Source organism: Spirillospora albida (assembly GCF_000718255.1).
In the GTDB taxonomy this organism is placed as follows: domain Bacteria; phylum Actinomycetota; class Actinomycetes; order Streptosporangiales; family Streptosporangiaceae; genus Spirillospora; species Spirillospora albida.
Genome location: NZ_JOFJ01000014.1, coordinates 1 through 19,043 on the forward strand (window position 1 = coordinate 1; position 19,043 = coordinate 19,043).

At 73.1% G+C, this 19,043-nt stretch carries 16 protein-coding genes; 7 read left to right on the forward strand and 9 right to left on the reverse strand.

Annotated elements, in window-relative coordinates:
• The first annotated feature begins 609 nt into the window (after window positions 1-609).
• The gene (locus IE99_RS0118280) at window positions 610-1,323 is read left to right on the forward strand and encodes a P-loop NTPase family protein (RefSeq protein WP_051712708.1); all 714 of its coding nucleotides are present in this window, start codon (window positions 610-612) and stop codon (window positions 1,321-1,323) included.
• Between the two features lie 24 nt (window positions 1,324-1,347).
• On the opposite strand, the gene IE99_RS0118285 is transcribed toward IE99_RS0118280, so the two are convergent.
• A complete protein-coding gene (locus IE99_RS0118285) occupies window positions 1,348-2,205 on the reverse strand; it encodes a putative RNA methyltransferase (RefSeq protein ID WP_245623256.1) in 858 nt (285 codons plus the stop codon).
• 76 nt (window positions 2,206-2,281) lie between these two features.
• The gene (trxA, locus tag IE99_RS0118290) at window positions 2,282-2,635 is read right to left on the reverse strand and encodes a thioredoxin (protein ID WP_030171900.1); all 354 of its coding nucleotides are present in this window, start codon (window positions 2,633-2,635) and stop codon (window positions 2,282-2,284) included.
• A 133-nt stretch (window positions 2,636-2,768) separates the two neighbouring features.
• On the opposite strand from trxA, the gene IE99_RS0118295 reads away from it, so the two are divergent.
• On the forward strand, window positions 2,769-3,797 hold the full coding sequence (locus IE99_RS0118295; RefSeq protein WP_030171903.1) for a sigma-70 family RNA polymerase sigma factor: 1,029 nt from the start codon (window positions 2,769-2,771) through the stop codon (window positions 3,795-3,797).
• Between the two features lie 103 nt (window positions 3,798-3,900).
• Window positions 3,901-5,250, forward strand: coding sequence for a class II 3-deoxy-7-phosphoheptulonate synthase (locus IE99_RS0118300; RefSeq protein ID WP_030171907.1), 1,350 nt, complete (start codon window positions 3,901-3,903; stop codon window positions 5,248-5,250).
• A 92-nt stretch (window positions 5,251-5,342) separates the two neighbouring features.
• Here IE99_RS0118300 and IE99_RS0118305 read toward each other — a convergent pair whose 3' ends face one another.
• The 3 genes from IE99_RS0118305 to IE99_RS0118315 form a co-directional block, all read right to left on the reverse strand.
• Window positions 5,343-5,711 carry an ATP-binding protein gene (locus IE99_RS0118305; RefSeq protein ID WP_037559709.1) on the reverse strand — a complete coding sequence of 123 codons (369 nt, stop codon included), beginning with the start codon at window positions 5,709-5,711 and terminating at the stop codon, window positions 5,343-5,345.
• A gap of 78 nt (window positions 5,712-5,789) precedes the next feature.
• Window positions 5,790-6,140: an STAS domain-containing protein gene (locus IE99_RS0118310; RefSeq protein WP_030171912.1), complete on the reverse strand. Its 351-nt coding sequence runs from the start codon at window positions 6,138-6,140 to the stop codon at window positions 5,790-5,792.
• Window positions 6,141-6,171: 31 nt separating this feature from the next.
• Window positions 6,172-8,454 (reverse strand): SpoIIE family protein phosphatase, encoded by a 2,283-nt coding sequence (locus IE99_RS0118315; RefSeq protein ID WP_030171915.1) that lies wholly within the window; start codon window positions 8,452-8,454, stop codon window positions 6,172-6,174.
• Between the two features lie 323 nt (window positions 8,455-8,777).
• On the opposite strand from IE99_RS0118315, the gene IE99_RS0118320 reads away from it, so the two are divergent.
• Genes IE99_RS0118320 through IE99_RS0118330 form a run of 3 tightly spaced genes read left to right on the forward strand, consistent with a single transcriptional unit; the run spans window position 8,778 to window position 14,764 of the window.
• On the forward strand, window positions 8,778-12,980 hold the full coding sequence (locus tag IE99_RS0118320; protein WP_037559685.1) for a hybrid sensor histidine kinase/response regulator: 4,203 nt from the start codon (window positions 8,778-8,780) through the stop codon (window positions 12,978-12,980).
• 23 nt (window positions 12,981-13,003) lie between these two features.
• Entirely contained in the window at window positions 13,004-13,615 is a 612-nt protein-coding gene (locus tag IE99_RS0118325; protein ID WP_037559710.1) for a response regulator, read from the forward strand.
• A 60-nt stretch (window positions 13,616-13,675) separates the two neighbouring features.
• Entirely contained in the window at window positions 13,676-14,764 is a 1,089-nt protein-coding gene (locus IE99_RS0118330) for a sulfite exporter TauE/SafE family protein (RefSeq protein ID WP_211258847.1), read from the forward strand.
• On the opposite strand, the gene gltX is transcribed toward IE99_RS0118330, so the two are convergent.
• Both gltX and IE99_RS0118340 read right to left on the reverse strand, forming a co-directional pair.
• Window positions 14,761-16,152, reverse strand: coding sequence for a glutamate--tRNA ligase (gene gltX, locus IE99_RS0118335; protein WP_084219608.1), 1,392 nt, complete (start codon window positions 16,150-16,152; stop codon window positions 14,761-14,763). The genes IE99_RS0118330 and gltX overlap by 4 nt on opposite strands.
• Window positions 16,153-16,221: 69 nt before the next feature.
• A complete protein-coding gene (locus tag IE99_RS0118340) occupies window positions 16,222-16,818 on the reverse strand; it encodes a TIGR03086 family metal-binding protein (protein WP_037559686.1) in 597 nt (198 codons plus the stop codon).
• 217 nt (window positions 16,819-17,035) lie between these two features.
• Here IE99_RS0118340 and IE99_RS0118345 point away from each other — a divergent pair, with 217 nt between their 5' ends.
• Window positions 17,036-17,674, forward strand: a complete 639-nt coding sequence (locus tag IE99_RS0118345) for an NUDIX hydrolase (protein WP_030171932.1) — start codon at window positions 17,036-17,038, stop codon at window positions 17,672-17,674.
• 4 nt (window positions 17,675-17,678) lie between these two features.
• Here the strand turns inward: IE99_RS0118345 and IE99_RS0118350 are convergent, their stop codons facing one another.
• Both IE99_RS0118350 and IE99_RS0118355 read right to left on the reverse strand, forming a co-directional pair.
• On the reverse strand, window positions 17,679-18,440 hold the full coding sequence (locus IE99_RS0118350; RefSeq protein ID WP_030171935.1) for an SDR family NAD(P)-dependent oxidoreductase: 762 nt from the start codon (window positions 18,438-18,440) through the stop codon (window positions 17,679-17,681).
• 106 nt (window positions 18,441-18,546) lie between these two features.
• Complete coding sequence (locus IE99_RS0118355; protein WP_030171938.1) at window positions 18,547-19,041, reverse strand: HAD domain-containing protein; 495 nt, start codon at window positions 19,039-19,041, stop codon at window positions 18,547-18,549.
• Window positions 19,042-19,043: the final 2 nt, after the last annotated feature.

Sequence of the window (19,043 nt, forward strand, 5' to 3'; positions counted from 1 at the left end):
CCGGATCGATAAAGGCACTGGCTTTTAACACGCTGTTGAGTTCTCAAGAAACGGACACCCACCGCGCTCAACCCGCATCCGCGAGTCTCGCCCCGGGGCAACCATACTAACTTACCCGATTCGTTCCGACTGTCAAGTCGATCCGTGAAGATCTTTTCGACATGGTCGGTGACGTACCGGTCTCTCGCGCGGCGACGGCAAGCCAGGAGAAACCTGTCCCGCATCGCTCTGTGAGAGGCGCCCTTCGGGCCGGCCGCCTCTCGGCGTCCTGCATCCCGTCTCGGGCTGACCAGATCAGCGTACCGCGCTCCGGGCGATGCCCGAACCGTTTTTCGGAGATCCGATCCCCCCGGGGCCGTCCGCCTCTCGGCGTCCCGCATCCCCTCGGGGCATGGAGAACATTATGGTCCGCCTCGAAACCCGTCAAATCCACCGCGCCGATCTCTGGCGCCCGCACGCGGCAGGCGGCACTATTCCTCCGTATGACCTCGTAATTCCCCCGCGGAGTGCGTCGGGTCACACTGCGGTACCGTCCGTGGATCGCCGTGGAGGGATGTCCGGAATCCGTGTTTCCGGCGATCCGGCGGCCGACAGCAGGAGGAGCGCCCCGTGAACGTCACCATCCGCGCTTCGGCGGAACGCCTGGTGGTCGCCGCGACGATGGGGCCGACGGTGCATGACGTGCACGCCTGGCGGTTCCGGATCGTGCCGGGGCTGATCGAGGTGCACGCCGATCCCGACCGGTTCCGGCCCGCCCCGGACCCGGCCGGGCGGGGGCTCCACCTCAGCTGCGGCGCGGCGGTGGTGAACCTGCGGCTCGCGGCCGCGCAGCTCGGGCACGAGGCGGTCGTGCGGCTCCTTCCCGACGCGGGAAGGCCGGCCGTGCTGGCGGCGGTGCGGCTCGCGGGCCGCCATCGGATCACGCGTGAGGAGCGCTTGCTCTACGCCGCCACGCTCCGTCCCTTCCCGTCCATGCCGTCGGAGGGGGCACCGCCTCCCCTTCCCGTGCTCAATGAGCTCGGAGAGGCCGCGCGGCTGGAGGGGGCCACCCTTCACCTGCTTCCGGAGTCGTCCGGGGGGCCGTCGCGCCGGGCTCTCCTCGCGACTCGTGGCGACTCCCCCGCCGAGTGGGTCCGGGCCGGCCAGGCCCTGCAGCGCATCCTGCTCAGCGGTGCCGCACGGTCCGTCTCGATGGCGTTCCGTTACGGCCGCGAGGATCTCCTGAGCGGGCAGGACGTCGCGGAGCCCGGTCAGGTTCCGCAGGTGCTTCTGGACATCGTCCAAGACGTTCGTGCCGTCAACAGGCGAGGGCTCGCCCGTTAGCCGAGCCCTCGGTGACGACCGGCGTCAGGCGAGTCTCCGGTACACCGACAGAACGAAGGAGACCGGCACCGGAAGCGGGTCCGGGAGGGTCTGCAGGCGCTCCACCAGGACGGGCTCGGGCACGTGGTGCGCGCTCGGGCCCATCAGGACGAGCGTGGTGACCTCGTCACGGGTGAGAACGACCTGGTCATCCAGTTCGTCTCGCAGGTCGAGCTTGAAGTAGCCCGCGAGCGCCGCGTCGGTGCGTTCCGTCTTGCGTTCGTCCACGGCCAGGAGGCCCAGGGGACCGATGAGGGATCCGAGGTGACGCGGGGACGGGGTGACCGTGAAGAGCAGGCCGTCGCCGTGCAGGACGCGGTGGAACTCGGCGGCGTTGCGCGGCGCGAACACGTTGACGACGGAGCCGGCGGCCCCGTCGCGGAGCGGCAGGGGGCGCCAGAGGTCGGCGACGATGGCGCCGGCGCGGGCATGGGCCCTGGCGGCGCGGCGGGCGGCGTGCTTGGAGATGTCCAGGGCCAGGCCCACCGCGTGCGGGTCGGCGTCCAGGATCCGGCTCAGGTAGTGGCCTGTTCCGGCGCCCGCGTCGAGGACGAGCGGCGCCGCGCCGCCGTGGTGGGCGACCGTGCGGGCCAGCCGGCTCGACAGCGATGTGAAGTGGCCGGCGCCGAGGAACGCCTCGCGGGCGCGGACCATCTCGGGCGTGTCGGCCGTCCCCGGGCGGGCGTTGCCCGGCAGGAGGTTGGCATAGCCCTGCCGCGCGATGTCGAAGGCGTGCCCGGCGGGGCACCGCAGTCCGCGGTCCGCCGGCGCGAGGTCCGCCCCGCACACGGGGCACACCAGGTACGGGACGACATCGGCGAGCATCCGTCCATCATCGTCCATGCGGCGGGGCCGAGGGACGGCGCGGCGGGTGTCTTCGCCGGAGCGCCGCCGCGCCGACACCCGGCATTCACGGCGATCAGGACTGGGCGCGCTTGCGCACGTCGTCCATGTCCAGGCCGCGCACCTGCTCGATGACGTTCTCCAGGACGTTCTCGGGCAGCGCTCCCGGCTCGGCGAAGACGATGATGCCGTCGCGGATCGCCATGAGGGTAGGTATGGACGCGATGCCGAACCGCTCGGACAGTTCCGGCTGCGCCTCGGTGTCGACTTTGCCGAACACGATGTCCCCGTGCTTGCCCGCCGACTTCTCGAACACGGGCGCGAACCGGCGGCAGGGACCGCACCAGTCGGCCCAGAAGTCGACGAGGACGATCCCGTCGCCTTGCGCGACCTCGTCGAAGTTCTCGGCGGTGAGTGTGACGGTCGCCATGTCGCTGTCTCCTCAGTCGGGGGTATCAGGACCCATAGAGCGGCTGACAGCCACGCAGTATTCCCCACGTGGGAATCACCGAACTGCGATCGGCGTTGTCCTCTTAGGGAGATCGCATCGGAGAAGGGTCAGGATGGCTGCAACCCGTACCAAGGGCGACAGGGTCGACGTCCCCGACAAGGATCTCGTCGGGGCCTACCTCGACCGGATCGGCCGCACTCCCCTCCTCGACGCCGAGGAGGAGGTCGATCTGGCGAAGGCGATCGAAGGGGGCCTGTACGCCGAACAGCTGCTCGACGAGGGGACGATCCCGAAGGGGGTGTCCCGCGAGGAGCTGGAGGAGGTGGCCGCGGCGGGGCTGCGCGCCAAGAGGCGTTTCGTGGAGGCGAACCTGCGCCTCGTCGTCTCGATCGCCCGCAAGTACCCGACCGACTCGTTGCCCCTCATCGACCTCATTCAGGAGGGGAACCTGGGGCTGATGCGCGCGGTGGAGAAGTTCGACTACCGGCGCGGCTTCAAGTTCTCCACGTACGCGACGTGGTGGATCCGGCAGGCGATCGGGCGGGGGCTGAGCCACACGGCCCGCACGATCCGGCTGCCCGTCCATGTGGAAGAGGAGCTGTCGCGGCTCCGGCGGGCGGAGCGGCAGATGAGCCGCGACCTCGGCCGCGAGCCGAACCGCGAGGAGCTGGCCGCCGCGCTGGGCGCGGCGGAGGAGCATGTGGACGAGCTGCTGCGCTGGCGGCGCGACCCGGCGAGCCTGGACGCGACCGTCGACGACGCGGGCGAGACGCCGATGGGCGATCTGCTGCAGGATCCGGAGGCCGTGACCCCGGAGGCGGAGGTCCTGGCACTTGACGAGACGGAGGGGCTCGGGCGGCTGCTCGAGCGGCTGCCGGAGCGCGAGTCGGCGATCCTGCGCGCCCGGTTCGGCATGGACAGCGGCCAGCCGCTGTCGTACGCGCAGATCGGCGCCCGGTACGGGCTGAGCCACAACCGGGTCCGGCAGATCACGGACCGTTCGCTGCGGCGGCTGCGGCAGTACGCGACGGACGTCGCGCCGGCGGAGGCCGAGCCGGCGCAGCGCGCGCTGGCGGGGGTGGCGGCCGGCGGCGAGGTCGGGCGCCCGGTCCCGGCGGACGCCGGGGAGCGCGCCGCCTGACGTGCATGATCAGCGGAAGGGGCGGTCCCGTCGCGGGGCCGCCCCTTCCGCTGTCTGAGGGCGGGTTGGCGGCGCACCACGGGGCGTGCCATAGCCTTTTCCTGTGAGTACTTCGAGCGTCCCGGGGGAACTCGACGCCTGGCGCGACCTCCCGGCCCTTCAGCAGCCCGAATGGGACGATCCCGCCGAGGCGCGGGCCGTCACCGCGGAATTGTCCCGGCAGCCGCCGCTCGTCTTCGCGGGCGAGTGCGACCAGCTCCGGGACCGGCTCGCGCAGGTGACCCGCGGGGAGGCGTTCGTCCTCCAGGGCGGCGACTGCGCGGAGACCTTCGACGGGTCGACCGCGGACGCGGTGAAGAACAAGCTGAAGACGCTGCTGCAGATGGCGGTCGTGCTGACCTACGCGGCGAGCGTCCCGGTCGTCAAGATCGGGCGGATGGCGGGGCAGTTCGCGAAACCGCGCTCGAAGCCGACGGAGGTCCGCGGCGGGGTGGAGCTGCCCGCGTACCGGGGCGACGCGGTGAACGGGCTGGCGTTCGACGCCGGCTCGCGGCGCAACGACCCGCGACGGCTGCTGAAGGCGTACCACTGCTCGGCGGTCACGCTGAACCTGTGCCGGGCGTTCACGAAGGGCGGCTACGCCGACCTGCGCCAGGTGCACGCCTGGAACCGGGACTTCGTGGCGCAGAGCCCGGCGGGCAAGCGCTACGACCGGCTGGCCGGGGAGATCGACCGGGCGCTGACGTTCATGAAGGCGTGCGGCGCGAACCCCGAGGAGTTCCACGGAGTGGAGTTCTACTCCAGCCACGAGGCGCTGCTGCTGGAGTACGAGCGGGCGCTGACGCGGATCGACCACCTGAGCGGCCTCCCCTACGACGTCTCGGCGCACTTCCTGTGGATCGGTGAGCGGACCCGGCAGCTGGACGGCGCGCACGTGGAGTTCCTGCGGCACATCCGCAATCCGATCGGGGTGAAGCTCGGCCCGACGACGTCAGCCGACGACGCGCTGCGGCTGATCGACCGGCTGAACCCCGACGGGGAGCCCGGCCGCCTGACGTTCATCACGCGCATGGGCGCGGGCCGGATCCGGGAGGCGCTGCCGCCGCTGATCGAGAAGGTCAGCCAGGGCGGCGCCCCGGTCGCGTGGGTGTGCGACCCGATGCACGGCAACACGTTCGAGGCGCCGAGCGGCCACAAGACCCGGCGGCTGGACGACGTCCTGGACGAGGTGGCGGGCTTCTTCGAGGTGCACCGCGCGCTCGGCACGCACCCGGGCGGCATCCACATCGAGTTCACGGGCGACGACGTCACCGAGTGCGTGGGCGGCGGCGAGGGCCTCGTCGAGGGCGATCTGCACCAGCGCTATGAGACGGCGTGCGACCCGCGCCTGAACCGCGGCCAGTCCCTCGACCTGGCCTTCATGGTCGCGGAGCTGTACCGCAAGTCGTCCTGACCTCGGCGGACGTAGACGAGAGCCCCGCGCCGCTCACGGCGCGGGGCTCTTCTGCGTCCATCGGCGCGTCCCGGCGGAACCGGCGGGACGCCTCAGACACTGACCTCGGCCCAGACGACCTTGCCGCCGGTGACCGGGTCGGCGCCCCAGGAGGAGGCGAAGCGGTCGACGATGAAGAGGCCGCGGTGCGATTCGTCCAGGGGGCCGGGGACGGTGAGGCGCGGGAGCTGCGTGGCGCGGTCGCGGACCTCCACGCGGACGCGGCCGGCGCCGCGCAGGAGGCGCAGCTCCAGGGCCGTGCCCGCGTGCCGGACGGCGTTGGCGACGAGTTCGGCGACGATGGCGGTGACGAGCTCCTCACGGTCCATCAGCGCCCAGGTGCGCATCGTGCGGGCGGCGAGGCGCCGCGCGTACTCGACCGCCTCCGTCTGGGGTGCCGCGCGCAATGTCGTCTCGGTCATGGGGTCGGTCACTCCGCCCGGTCGCCGTTCCGTGTGGTGTGCGGCCCGGGGACGGGGACCGCTCGGGGCCGGCCGATGTCAGCGTCCATCCGCCGGCGCCTCCTCCGGTGCCCCGTCCGCCGCGTCGGCGATGAGGAACCGGTCGAGGCCCGTGGTGCGCAGGACGTTCTCGACCCGGCCGTAGGCGCCGGTCACGGTCAGCGTCGCGTTCTGCGCGCGCGCGTGTTTGTATGCGCGGACGAGGACGTTCAGCCCCGAGGAATCACAGAAGTCGACCGCCGTCAGGTCGACGACGACCTCGCGCTCCCCGGCGTCCACGAGCTCGGTCAACCGAGCCCGCAGTTCGTCGGAGGAGTGCAGGTCGATGGAGCCGCGCGCGGCGATCGTCGCGCGGCCGTCCTGTCGCGTCGTGTGCAAGGCAAGCCCCACGCCACCCCACCTTACCGATTGTTGGTGTTCATCATGACGCCCGCAGAACGATGAGGGCAACGTCGTCGTTGGACGGCTCGGCGCCGAAGTCGCGCACCGCGCGCTGGATGCGCGCGGCGACGGCACCGGCGCTGAGCCCCGTACAGCCTGCCAGCAGCCGTTCCAGGCCGTGGCCGTCGCCGAGCAGCCGGCCGCCGGAGCGCCGCTCGGTGACCCCGTCGGTCACGCACAGCAGCACCTCGCCGCGGCGCAGCTCGACGGTGTCGGTGTGGAACTCCACACCGTCGAACACCCCGAGCAGCGGCTGCGGCGACGACGCCTCCCGCACGGCGCCGTCCGGGGCGAGGACGAGCGGCGGCGGATGCCCCGCGCTCGACAGCCGGATCGTGACGCCGTCGCGGCCGCGCCGCGGCGTGATCTCGCCGTGCAGCAGGGTCAGCAGCCTGCCCCGCTCGCCCTCGCCGAGGATGAGCCGGTTGAGCCGGGTCAGCACGGCGGGGACGGACAGGTTCTCGGCGGCGAGGATGCGCAGCGCGTGCCGGGCGAGGCCGGTGACGGCGGCGGCCTGGGGCCCGGTGCCGCAGACGTCCCCGATGGCGAAGCGCCAGCGGGGCGCGGCACCACCCGGGCGGCCCCGCGGGGGGCCGCTCTCGAAGACGTCGTAGAAGTCGCCGCCGACCTCACTGCCCTCCCCCGCCGGCTCGTACACGACGGCGACCTCCAGGCCGGGGATCTCGGGGATGCCGGGCGGCAGGAGGCTGCGCTGGAGTGCGCTGCTCATCGCGGTCTGGGCGGAGAAGAGGCGCGCGTTGTCGATGGCGAGGGCGGCGCGGCGGCCCAGCTCCTCGGCGAGCTCGATCGCGCTGCGCGGGAACCGGTCGCCGGCGGGGCGTCCGATGACGAGGGCGCCGATGCGGCGGCCGCGGGCGCTGAGCGGGAAGGCGTGGACCGTGTCGGAGGCCGGGTCCGAGCCGGTGTCGGAGGCGGGATCGGGGCCGTCCCCGGACACCGGATCCGGCCCGGCGGCGAGGCCGTTCCAGGGGCCGGTCGCGTCGGTGGGCGGTGCCGGGGCGCGGACGAGGAGGTCGCGCAGCCGGTCGGCGCGGTTCTCGTCGGCGTGCCAGACGTAGGCGAGGCGGGCTTCGCCGCCCTCGGCCTCGGTGACGGTGTAGACGGCGCACCAGGTGGCGAGGCGGGGGACGACGAGCTGGGCGACGAGCGCCATCGTGCGCTCCTGGTCGAGGGTGCCGGCGAGCAGGTCGCTGGCCTCGGCGACGAAGCTGAGCCAGCCCCGCCAGGATCGTTCCAGTTCGCCCACCCTGGCCCGCTCCAGGGCGAGCGACGTCTCATCGGCGAGCCGGCCGACGCGCAGCCGGTCGGCCTCGTCGAAGCGGCCGGGGCCGTTCGCGACGGCCACGATGACGCCGGTGACGCGGCCCTGGGTCGCCAGCGGAGCGGCGGCGAGGGACGCGGCGCGCAGCGCGGCGGCGGTCGGGTCGGCCGCGTCGGCGGCGATCCAGGGCGTGCCGGCGCGGACCTCGGGGCCGAGCGCGCCGATCGACAGCTCGCCGGGCTCGAGCTCGGCGGCGGTGCCGGTGGCGGCGCCCATGATGAGGCGGCCGTCGGGTTCGGTGAGCAGGACGGCCGCGCCGTCGGCGCCGAGGACGTCCCGGACGGTCGCGACGGCGTCCTCCATCGCCTCGACCGCGGCGGCGGAGCGCAGCAGCCGGTCGCCGGCGGCGGGCGTCTCCCCCGTCTGATCGCTCAGCCGGGACTCCCGGCTCCGGTGCGGCTGCCGCGCGTGCGCCGCGCCGGACGCGTCGGACGCGTCGGACGCGTCGGCCCGGTCGGCTCCGCCGGTCTCCGGCCCGCCGCCCTCGGGCCCGCCGTCCACGGCGGATCCGGACGCGGCGAAGGAGGGTGCGGCGCCGTTGACCGCGCCGTGCCGTGCCAGCCGGAACCAGACGCCCTTGGTGCCGCCGTCGTAGGAGACGCCCCAGGAGGCGGCGAGGCGCGCGATCGACGGCAGGCCCCGTCCGCTGGTCGCGGTGACGCCGGGCATCTCGATGCCGCGGGTGGGGTGCCGGTCGCGGATCTCGACCCTGACCGCGCCGTCCTCGAGGCGGCAGGTCACGTCGAAGGAGGTGCCCGCGTAGGCGACGGCGTTGGTGGCGAGCTCGCTGGTGGCCAGGACGGCGTCGTCGGCGAGCTCCTCGACGCCCCAGTCGGCGAGGGCCTTGCGGACGAACCGGCGCGCGTCCGCCACGGCCGCCGCGGCCGACGGGAACGTCGCCGACGCCGTCTGCCGATCCACCTGTCGCCCTTCGCTCGTTGCGCTGCCCTCGGCCCCTGCCATCGTGACAGACCGGCCGGTCCCCCGCCCACGATAGGCGGTGAACGCGGCCCCGTACGCCCACCGCCCGGCAGGTCAACCGGGCAAAGCGGTCCCCCGCCACGACACGACCGACGGTAACACGAAGGCTACGGGCGCCATTGACGGGCGTTGCCGTTCCTTTGCGCGGCGTGCGGCGATGCGGGGCGGCGGGGCGCACGGCGACGTAGAGTGCAGGTGCGGGCCGCACCGGCGCGGCGCGCTCACCGGGTACCTGACGACCGCGGGCCAGGAGGATGAAGAGCATGCCGCGTACCGCGTCCCGTGCCCGTCTCGACGGCGGGTTCCACGACACCGCACCGCGCTACAGCGACGCCGATCTGGCGCCGCTTCTGAAGGCGCTGGCCGCCGTCCGGGACGGCAAGGCGCGCGAGGAGCTGAGCGTTCCGGGCGAGGGCGCCGTGGCGCGGGCCGGGGAGATCCTGGAGGAGATCCGGCAGAACGCGCATCAGCTGACGTCGGGGCTGAGCCGGGTGCGGCGGGAGATCGGCAGGGAGGGCAGCCTCCAGGGGAGGCTGGCGCCGGGGACGCTGCGCGGCACGTGGGCGGCCGGGGTCGAGGACGCCAACGCCATCATCGGGAAGCTGACCGATCTGGCGACCGGGATCCACCAGGTGGTGGAGGCGGTTGCCGCGGGCGATCTGAACACGCGGGTGGAGCTGCGGGTGGCGGGCCGGCCGATGCGCGGGGAGCTGCTGCGGATGGCCCGTTCGGTGAACGGGATGGTCGAGCTGCTCGACCAGTTCACCTGGGAGGTCACGCAGTTCGCGCGGGAGGTCGGCACCGAGGGCCGGCTCGGCGGGCAGGCGTCGGTGCGCAAGACGACGGGCCGCTGGCGGGACGTGACGACGTCGGTGAACGTGATGGCGTCGCGGCTGACGGCGCAGGTCCGCGACATCGCGGAGGTGACGACGGCGGTCGCCAAAGGCGACCTGACCCGCAAGGTGACCGTCGAGGCGACGGGCGAGCTGCAGGAGCTCAAGCTCACCGTGAACCAGATGGTCGACCAGCTGTCGGCGTTCGCGGACGAGGTGACGCGCGTCGCGCGGGAGGTCGGCGCGGAGGGGCGGCTCGGCGGTCAGGCGAACGTGCCGGGCGTCAGCGGGGTCTGGAAGAACCTCACCGACAACGTGAACGCGATGGCGAACAACCTGACCTACCAGGTCCGCAACATCGCGCAGGTCACGACGGCGGTCGCCGAGGGCGACCTCGGCAAGAAGATCACGGTGGCGGCGCAGGGCGAGATCCTGGAGCTGAAGGACACCGTGAACACGATGGTCGACACGCTGTCGTCCTTCGCGTCCGAGGTGACCCGGGTCGCCCGCGAGGTCGGCACCGAGGGTCGGCTCGGCGGGCAGGCGCGGGTGCCCGGCGTGAGCGGGGTCTGGAAGGACCTGACGAACAACGTCAACGGCATGGCGTCCAACCTGACCTACCAGGTCCGCAACATCGCGCAGGTCACGACGGCGGTCGCGGACGGCGACCTGACCAAGAAGATCACGGTGGACGCGCAGGGCGAGATCCTCGACCTGAAGGACACCGTGAACACCATGGTCGACACGCTGTCGGCGTTCGCGAACGAGGTCACCCGCGTCGCCCGCGAGGTCGGCACCGAGGGGCGCCTCGGCGGGCAGGCGTACGTCCACGGCGTCAGCGGCGTGTGGAAGAACCTCACCGACAACGTGAACTCGATGGCGAACAACCTCACCACGCAGGTGCGGAGCATCGCGCAGGTCACGACGGCGGTCGCGCAGGGCGACCTGACCCGCAAGATCGAGGTGGACGCGCAGGGCGAGATCCTCGAGCTGAAGACCACGCTGAACACCATGGTCGACACGCTGTCGGCGTTCGCGGACGAGGTCAGCCGCGTCGCCCGCGAGGTCGGCACCGAGGGGCGCCTCGGCGGGCAGGCGATCGTGCCGGGCGCGGGCGGCATGTGGAAGGACCTGACCGACAACGTCAACGGCATGGCGTCCAACCTGACCTACCAGGTCCGCAACATCGCGCAGGTCGCGACCGCCGTCGCGCACGGCGACCTGACGCGGCGGATCGACGTGGACGCGCAGGGCGAGATCCTCGAGCTGAAGACCACGCTGAACACCATGGTCGACACGCTGTCGTCGTTCGCGTCGGAGGTCACCCGCGTCGCCCGCGAGGTCGGCAGCGAGGGGCGGCTCGGCGGGCAGGCCGAGGTCGAGGGCGTGTCCGCCACGTGGAAGCGGCTGACCGAGAGCGTCAACGAGCTGGCCGGGAACCTGACCACGCAGGTCCGGGCGATCGGCGCGGTGGCGAGCGCGGTCGCGCGCGGCGACCTGACCCGGACGATCACCGTGGAGGCGCGCGGCGAGGTCGCGGAGCTGAAGGACAACGTCAACCTGATGGTGGCGACGCTCCGCGAGACGACCCGGGCGAACGAGGAGCAGGACTGGCTCAAGACGAACCTCGCGCGCATCGGCGGCCTCATGCAGGGCCACCGCGACCTGATGCAGCTCGCCGAGCTGATCGTCCGGGAGCTGACGCCGACCGCGAGCGCCCAGTACGGCGCGTTCTACCTGGCGGAGAACGGCGGCGAGGAGACCGAGCTCGTCATGATCGCCGGGTACGGGGCGCGGCGCGGCCGGGCCGGCGCGATCCGGTTCGGGCTCGGCGAGGGCCTGGTCGGGCAGGCCGCGCTGGAGCGCCGGACCCTGCTGATCTCCGACGCCCCCGCCGACTACCTCAAGATCCGCTCGGGGCTCGGCGAGGCGTCCCCGGTCAACATCATCGTGCTGCCGATCGTGTTCGAGGACGCGGTGCTCGGCGCGATCGAGCTGGCGTCGTTCGGCCGGTTCAGCGACGTCCATCTGGCGTTCTTCCGGCAGCTGATCGAGACGATCGGGGTGACGCTGAACGCGATCCGCGCCAACACCCGCACCGAGGCGCTGCTCGCGGAGTCGCAGCGGCTGGCGCAGGAGCTGCAGGAGCGGTCGGACGAGCTGCAGCGCCAGCAGGGCGAGCTGCGCCACTCCAACACCGAGCTGGAGGAGAAGGCGGCGCTGCTGGCCCAGCAGAACCGGGCGATCGAGATCCAGAACTTCCAGATCGAGCAGGCCCGCAAGACCCTGGAGGAGCGCGCCGAGCAGCTGGCGATCTCCTCGCGGTACAAGTCGGAGTTCCTCGCGAACATGTCGCACGAGCTGCGGACGCCGCTGAACAGCCTGCTCGTGCTGGCGAAGCTGCTGTCGGAGAACCCGGGCGGCAACCTCACCGACAAGCAGGTCGAGTTCGCGCGGACGATCCACGAGTCCGGCACCGACCTGCTGGAGCTCATCAACGACATCCTCGACCTGGCGAAGGTCGAGGCGGGCAAGATGGAGGTCCACATCCAGCGGCTCCCGGTGTCGGAGCTGGTCGACTACGTGGACGCGACGTTCCGCCCGCTGTCGGTCGACAAGGGGCTGCGGTTCGGCGTGGAGGTCGCGCCGGACGTCCCGCCCGTCCTCGACACCGACGAGCAGCGGCTGCAGCAGGTGCTGCGGAACCTGCTGTCGAACGCGGTGAAGTTCACCTCGGAGGGCGAGGTGCGGCTGCGGATCGAGCGGGCCGGCGGCGCCGCGTTCACACTGCCGACGCTGTGGAACCACCCGGACGTCCTCGCGTTCCAGGTGATCGACACGGGCATCGGGGTCAGCGCCGACAAGCTGCAGGAGATCTTCGAGCCGTTCCAGCAGGCCGACGGGACCACGTCCCGCCGGTACGGCGGCACCGGCCTCGGCCTGTCCATCAGCCGGAACATCGCGCGGCTGCTGGGCGGCGAGATCCACGCCGAGAGCGAGCCCGGCCGGGGCAGCGTGTTCACGCTGTACCTGCCCGCCCGCTACACCGAGCCGGACGGGCGCCGCCGGATCGTGCCGGCGCCCGCCGAGGCGCCGGCCGAGGCGTCCGCGCTCCCGGCGCCGGCGGGCGAGGCGGGGGCGGGCTCCGGCCGCGAGCCGGCCTCGGCCCGGCCTCCCGCCGGGATCGCGAACGGGCTGTTGGAGACGCCGCCCGCCGACTTCCTTGACGCCGTGCTGTCCGGGCGGAAGGTCCTCATCGTCGACGACGACGTCCGGAACGTGTTCGCGCTGACGAGCGTCCTGGAGGGCTACGGGATGGAGGTCCTGTACGCGGAGGACGGGCAGGCGGGCATCGACGCGCTGCAGCGCAACCCCGACGTCACGGTCGTGCTGATGGACGTGATGATGCCGGGCCTCGACGGCTACGCGACGACCGCCGCGATCCGGGAGATGCCGCAGTTCGCGGATCTGCCCATCATCGTCATCACGGCGAAGGTGATGAAGGGCGACCGGGAGAAGAGCCTGGCGTCCGGCGCGTCGGACTACGTCCCGAAGCCCGTCGACGTGGACCATCTGCTTGACGTCATGCGGACCTGGGTGCAACCCTCCATCGCCGGTGACGGGGCCCGGTGACCGGATTCGGAGAGGGGCGGCGCGTGGACGGCAAGGCCAGGATCCTGCTCGTGGACGACCGCGTGGAGAACCTCATCGCGCTCGAGGCCATCCTCAGCTCCCTCGATCAGGACCTGGTCCGCGCGCGGTCGGGCGAGGAGGCGCTCAAGGCGCTGCTCACCGACGAGTACGCCGTCATCCTGCTCGACGTCGTCATGCCCGGCATGGACGGGTTCGAGACGGCCCGCGACATCAAACGCCGCAAGAAGACCCGCGACGTCCCCATCATCTTCCTGACGGCGGTGAACAGCGACCCCGACTACGCGTTCCGCGGCTACGCGGCGGGCGCGGTCGACTTCATCTCCAAGCCCTTCGACCCGTGGGTGCTGCGGGCGAAGGTGTCGGTGTTCGTGGAGCTGCACGCCAAGAACCGCAGGCTCCGCGAGCAGGGCGCGCAGCTGCGCGAGCAGGCGGCCCTGCTCCAGGCCCGTTCCGTCGGCGCGGCCGCCGCCGAGCGCCTGGCCGCGGTGGAGGAGCAGGCCGAGACGCTCGGCAAGCACGTCCCCGCCGCCGCGCGCGGCGAGTTCGCCGAGCTCAGGCGGCGCCTCGCCGAGCTCCGCGAGACCGTCGTGCCCGCCGGGGACACCGAGGTGTAGCCGGCGCCGCACGCTTCGCGGCGTCCTCGCGCGGGGAGGGTTCCGCTGCGGAGGTGGCCCGTGGGCGGTACCGCTGACATCACCGCGCTGTTCCTCGCGGGCGCCGGGACGGGCCTGCTGGCGGGAGGCACCACGTGCGCCGCCGTCCAGCTGGGGCTGCTCGCCGGTGCGGTCCGCGACGGCGGCGGCCCGCGCCCGGCCGCCGCGTTCCTCGCGGGCAAGCTGGCCGCGCACACCGCGCTGGGCGCCTTCCTCGGCCTCGCGGGCGCGGCGCTCCAGCCCGGTCCCCGGGTGCGCGGCGCCCTCCTCATCGGCGCCGCGCTGGTGCTGCTGCTCTTCGCCCTGGACCTGCTGGGGTTCGCTCCGGCCCGCCGCCTCGTCCGCCGCGGCAGGGCCGCGGACACCTGCGCCGCTCCGCCGGCGAAGGACTTCGCCGGACTCGGTGCGGAGGCGCGCGCGGGAGGGGTTCCCGGGCGATGCGGGGAGCGGGGCGATGGCGAGCGGTCCGCGCGGGCGGAGCAGCCCGTGAAGGGCGGCTGGGGGTGGCGGGCGTGGGGGCTGGGGGCCGCCACCGTGCTGGTGCCGTGCGGGTTGACCCTGTCCGTGGAGCTGCTGGCCGTTTCGTCCGGGTCCGCTCTGGGCGGGGCCGTGGTGCTCGGCGCGTTCGTGCTGGGGACGGTGCCCTTCTTCCTGCTGGCGGGGCTCGCGGCCGGACGCGTCCTGGACGTGCTGCGGGGGCGGGCGGCGGCGCTGCCCGCCGCCGTGCTGGCGGTCGCCGCCGGATGGACGCTGCTGTCCGGGCTGCGGCTCGGGGGGTGGCTGCCGGACGGGGGGTCGGCGCCCGCGTCGGCGTCGGCGCGGTTCGTGCGGGTCGACGCGTCCGGGACGCAGGTCGTGACGGTGTGGGCGCTCGACCGGGGTTACCGGCCGGCGCTGGTCACGGCGCGGGCGGGCGTGCCGACGGTGCTGGTGCTGCGGACGCGGGAGACGCGGGGGCACACGCGGGCGTTCACCATCCCGGCGCGGGGCACGGACGTGATCCTGCCGGTGACCGGCGAGACGCGGGTGGCGCTGGGCACCCCGGGGCGCGGCCGGATGCGCTTCGTGTGCGCGTCCGGCCACTTCCCCGGGGCCATCACGTTCCGCTAGGCAAGGCGGGCGCGGGCGGCGGCGATGCGGGTCAGGGTGCGGTCGCGGCCGAGGATCTCCAGGGACTCGAACAGCGGGAGGCCGACGGTGCGGCCGGTGACGGCGACGCGGACGGGCGCCTGGGTCTTGCCGAGCTTCAGTCCGTGCGCGGCGCCGATCGCCTCGAGGCGGTTCTTCAGCTCCTCGGCGTTCCAGGGCGCGTCTGCGTAGGCGGCCTCGGTGTCGGCGAGGATCGCGGCGGCGGGCTCCTTCATCGCCTTGGCCCAGGACTGCTCGTCGGACGGCGGCTCGTCCAGGAACGCGAAGTCGATCATCGCCACGATCTCCGAGAGGAGCGCGATGCGGGTCTGGGCGAGCGGCGCCAGCTCGGCGAAGACGGCGACGTCCACGTCGAAGGGGGCGTTCTGGAGGAAGGGCAGGCACGCGGCGGTGAACTTCTCCACCGGGAGCGCGCGGATGTACTCGCCGTTGATCGCGCGGAGCTTCTTGACGTCGAAGAAGGCGGGCGAGGTGTTGACGTCCTCGATGCGGAACTCGTCGACGATGACGTCCCACGGCACGATCTCGCGGTCGCCGGCCGGGGCCCAGCCGAGCAGCATCAGGTAGTTGCGCATGGCCTCGGCGAGGTAGCCCTCGGCGCGGTAGTCCTCCAGGGCGACCTTGTCGCGCCGCTTGGACAGCTTCTGCCGCTTCTCGTTGACGATCACGGGGACGTGCGCCCACACGGGCGGCTCGCAGCCGAGCGCCTCCCACAGCAGCTGCTGCTTCGGCGCGTTCGACAGGTGCTCCTCGCCGCGGACGACGTGCGTGATGCCCTGGCTCATGTCGTCGACGGCGTTGGCCAGCAGGAACGTCACCGAGCCGTCGGCGCGGGCGATGACGAAGTCCTCCAGGACGGCGTTCTCGAAGACGGGCTTGCCGCGCAGCAGGTCGATGACCGTGGTCTGGCCCTCGTCAGGGGTGCGGAACCGGAGGGCGCGGGCCGGGCCGGGCTCCAGGCCGCGGTCGCGGCAGAACCCGTCGTAGCCCTTGTGCTGGTCGCCGGTGCGGGCGGTCACGGCGTCGCGGGTGCACTCGCAGTAGTAGGCGCGGCCCTGCTCGCGAAGCCGCGCCGCCGCCTCGGCGTGCTTGTCGGCGTTGGCGGACTGGAAGTAGGGGCCCTCGTACTGCTCGCCGTCCATGCCGAGCCAGGCGAGGGCGCGGATGATGCCCTCGGTCCACTCGGGGCTGTTGCGGGACGCGTCGGTGTCCTCGATGCGGAGTACGAGCGTCCCGCCCGACTGCGCGGCGATCACCCAGTTGAACAGCGCGGAGCGGGCGCCGCCCACATGGAACATGCCGGTCGGTGACGGCGCGAATCGCACCCGGATCGAAGACGTGGAAGCCATGCCCTCAAGGGTAGAGCGCCGCGGCGGCGGCTCGCGCCAGGCCGTCGGCGCGCCGCCGCCGGTCTCCGGTCAGGGCGTCCAGTGCGGGTCGCGGCCGGCCAGGCCGAGGACGCGGTGCAGGAGCGGGGCGTCCGCCGGGACGGGCACCTCCGCGCCGAACGCCCCGAATTCGCGGCCCATCTCCGCGGTCGGGACGAGGTGGCCCCAGACGGCGTCGAGGACCCCGGGCGGGAAGCCGGGGTCGCGGCCGAGCGCGGCGGCGACGTCCCATCCGTGCAGGACGAGCTCGCTGAGGACGATCCCGCCGATGACGGACGCCGGCATGCCGTCCTTGCCGCCGGTGAGGCTGGTCGCGCCCTCCCACGCGGCCGGGTCGTCCCAGGCGGCGGCGGTCCTGGCGGCCTGCTCCGCGAACCGGTCGGCCCAGCCGGGTTCGGCGGTGAAGTCGTGGTCCTCCCCCGGCCCGGCCGGCGGCCGCCTCCGCGCGGCGGTCTCCCCGCACGCGTTCCAGTAGAGGAAGTGGTTCACGAGGGCCCGCAGGTCCCAGTCGGGGCAGGGCGTCGGCGCGTCCAGGCGGTCGTCCGGTACCTCCCGGACGATCCGCACCGCGGCCTCGGTGGCCGGTCCCATCTGGGCGCGCAGGGCGGAGGTGTCGATATCGCTCATATGTTCGATCATATCCTCACGGTAGGTCGGGCGGCGGCGCGTGGTTATGAAGAAACGCGACGGCTGGCCTGGAATGGTGAGACGACCCCTACCCGAGCGGACGCGCGGCATCCTCCGCCCGCGTGCCGGGCGGCGGCCCTCCCGGTCGAGACGTGCGCGCCGGACGCGGCCCTCGCCCCGTTCGTAAACCACCTCTGGCTCCTGCGACGATCGACCCATGAGCGACCCCCTCGACGGCCCTGTCGACGATCTCGCCGCGTTCCACCGGCTCGCCGCCGAGCGGCTCGCCTCGTTCGCCCACACGACCGTCCCGGACGCGCCGGACCTGCGGCGTGCGGGCGTGGTGCTGTGCGTGGTGGAGCACGGTGGCGTCCCGTCCGTGATCGTGATCAAGCGGGCGTACCGGGGGCGGAACGCGGGGCAGTGGGGGCTGCCGGGCGGCCGGCTGGAGCCGGGCGAGTCGCCGGAGGAGGCGGCGCTGCGGGAGCTGCGCGAGGAGATCGGCCTGGAGGCGGGGCCGGGCGACGTCCTCGGGCGGCTGGACGACTTCCCCGCGGCGTCCGGGTTCGCCATCACACCGGTGGTGGTCGCGCTGGAGGATCCCGGTCCGCTGCGGCCGAGCCCGGACGAGGTGCATTCCGTCCACTACGCGACCCTGCGGAAGCTGGCCGCCGACGACACCCCGATGTGGGTGCCGCAGGAGGACGGCGGCCGGCTCCTGCAGATGTGGCTCGGACCGCGGTGGCGCGTCCACGCCCCGACGGGCGCGATGCTGTGGCAGTTCCGCGAGGTCGTGCTGCTGGGCCGCGACGTCCGGGTCGCGGACTTCGTCCAGCCGGACTGGACGCGCCACTGACGCCTCAGAAGGTGCCGCCGTCCACGACGATCCGCTGCCCCGTGACGTAGGACGCGGCGTCCGACACCAGGAACCGGACCACGTCGGCGACCTCCCCCGGGGTGCACACGTGCCCGTACGGCGACGACGCGTCGTGCTGCCTGATGTCGTCCAGGCCCATGGTGGCCCGGACGAGGCGGCGCCCCATGTCGGTGTCGACGATGCCCGGCGCGACGATGTTGACGTGCATGCCGTGGCCGCGCTCCTCCTTCGCGAGCGTCAGCGCGAGCGCTTCCATCGCGGCCTTCCCCATGGAGTAAGGGCCGCTGAACGCCGCCATCAGGTCCGTGGCGACGCTGGACACGAACACCATGTCGCTGCGCTCGGCCCGCCTCATGAGCGGCAGCAGCGCCTGGCTGAGGTGGTGAGGGCCGAACGCGTGGACGCGCAGGACGCGCTCCAGCTCGGCCGGGTCGGTGTCGGCCACGCTGTCGCCGCGGCTGGCGATCCCGGCGCAGTGGACGAGGATGTCGCAGGCGCCGAACGCGTCCTCCACCCGGGCGGCGAGGCTCCGGCACTCGGCCAGGTCGTCGACGGACGCGCGGAACGCCCGGCCGGCCGCACCGGCCGCCTCGATGTCGGCGGCGGTCTCGGCGGCCGCCTCCTCGTCCCGGCGGTAGGCGATGCCGACCCGCGCGCCGTCCGCGGCGAGGGCGAGCGCGATGGCCCTGCCGATCCCCCGGCCACCTCCGGTGACCAGCGCGGTACGACCGGCGAGAGAACCCATGGACACTCCTTCGTCAGAGCCCGTTGCAGGCGTCCATACTGCCGTCTCCGACACCCGGAGGTAAGTGGCCCCTGACGTCACGCTCCCGAGGGAGCGGGCTCCGCGGTCAAACCAGGGCGCGGAGCCAGCCGGCGGCGACGTCGAGATGGTCGTCGGTCAGCCCGCGCGCAGGGTCGACGGCAACGAGGAGGTGCTCGCCCACGCCCGGCTCGGCGGCGATGTGGTCGGTGGCGTCCGGCTCGTCCTCGAACCAGACGAACGGCCTCCGCTCCACCCATTCGGCGACGTGACGGGCCTTCCACGCCCCCAGCGAGCCGCCCTCCACACCGGGGAACCGCGGGATCGGCACGAACGGCAGCTCCGGCAGCCCGACCCTCGGAGCGATCCACTCGTTGGCGTGGTCGCACCAGTAGCTCGCCCACGCCAGTTCCGCGCCGGTCGTCTCGGCCAGCCGCACCAGCGCCGGACCGTGCTTCCTGTTCAGCCACAGCCGGAACGTCACGCCGTTCGGCGAGCATCTGTGCCGGCGGAAACCCCGGTGGGGCCGCTCGAAGGGATTCAGCACGCCGTCGACGTCGAGCAGGATGAGAGGCGACCCCATAC